Source organism: Thiocystis violacea, from assembly GCF_016583565.1.
GTDB classification, from domain to species: Bacteria; Pseudomonadota; Gammaproteobacteria; order Chromatiales; family Chromatiaceae; genus Thiorhodococcus; species Thiorhodococcus violaceus_A.
Window position 1 is genome coordinate 1 of record NZ_NRRF01000193.1, and the last position, 1457, is coordinate 1457.

General features: G+C 57.2%; 2 protein-coding genes. Both read left to right on the plus strand.

The features are described from left to right. Positions 1-333, plus strand: a 333-nt coding sequence (locus tag CKO23_RS26245; RefSeq protein WP_242482713.1) for a hypothetical protein, incomplete at its 5' end; no start/stop codon positions are given. Next, complete coding sequence (locus CKO23_RS24655) at positions 330-1115, plus strand: 2OG-Fe(II) oxygenase (protein ID WP_346014686.1); 786 nt, start codon at positions 330-332, stop codon at positions 1113-1115. The genes CKO23_RS26245 and CKO23_RS24655, both read left to right, overlap by 4 nt. Positions 1116-1457 lie beyond the last annotated feature (342 nt).

The following is a 1457-nucleotide window of genomic DNA, read 5'->3' on the forward strand; positions in this document are numbered from 1 at the left end:
GTCAAGCTGGCTGAGGCTGTGGTCGCTCAGGTGCATCGCTCAGGCGGGGAGGTTTCAGTGGACGGTGAAGATAGCCCGATTCTGGGCTGCGCGACCGGGAGCATCAAGGGGGTATCTGACCGCTTACCATGGGAGACGAAAAACCGAGAGAACCTCAAGGAGTTCAGCCGTTGCTCTTGCAACCACAGCACCACCATCATCCATTCCCCTTCTTTTGCGTGGATTCCGCCTTCTCCGAGGACCAGTGTGCGGCTCTCGAGGCCCTATTTTTACAAACCAATGATTGGCAGCATCGGGATGGGGCGTTTTACCGGTGCGCGCTTTGTGACGTGACCGAGAAGATTCCGGTCTCGTTTAAGAGCGAAATACTCGCGAGAATGCGCGAGCTGACCCAGTTGCCACTCGTTGATCGTGTTGTCGTCACGGCGCAACGAATGCTGCCAGGACACGTCATTGGTATCCATAGTGACCGACCACTCTTGGGCTATGAGATGGCGCGACTGGTCGTGCAACTGAATCAACAATGGCGGCCTGAGCATGGCGGTGTTCTGGAATTATTCTCCTCGCCAGATGGCAAAGCGGTTGTCCGTGTTGATCCCGAATACAACACAGCCTTTGGCTTTCCGCTCCACGCGGGTTCATACCATGGGGTGACCGAGGTGACCCGGCCGCGCCAAACCGTGGTCTTCAATTTCTGGCATGTGGCGAACACACCCGAACTGGCTGAATACGTTCAAGCCTTGTTGGCCAACCTTCATTTCTCAGAGTTCCCGGCGGCCCTCAACCCTGTTGCCTCATCGGCAGAATCGACGCTGCCCGAGGAGACGACGTTTCGTGCGGGCACAGCGGCGGTTGCACTCCAACGCTTGGGCTACGACGATGCAACCATTGTGACCGGGTACCGGCACAGCGCCGGGCTGGCTATCTGTGAGACTGGCGACATGGAAACCGATGTAGCCGTGCTCCTGGCGGACTGGATGGCGTACCTGTATCGGGATTCGTTTGATCTGGCACGCTGGAATAGCTTGCGAAACACACTTGATGGAGTAGCGATGGTGCCGCGCCTGCGGCCCGCATGGCAGCTTTGTCTGCCGGAATGGAGCGAGTCAAAATAGACAATAGGTGTTTCAGGTGCAATGGAACAGAAAACCTCGGTCAGCCCAGCGACCGTCTCGTTTGGATCTAGATCGTCGTCCTCTCGCGTCTCCAATCGCCGAGGAAGACCCTCATGAGGCGGTCAATCCGTCTCACCGGCCTGTTCCGTTGAGGTCTACCCCAGCGAGACGATAGGCCGAGATTTTGGAGAATCATTGGGTTACGACCTTACCTTGTAACTTCTCAATAACTCACGGCACGGCCTCAGCGGCCAAGATCCGTTCGCGGACGATCTCCGGCAAGGACGGGATGGCTGCGACCTGTCCGATGCGGTCATTGAGATAATCCCAGAACGAGATGCC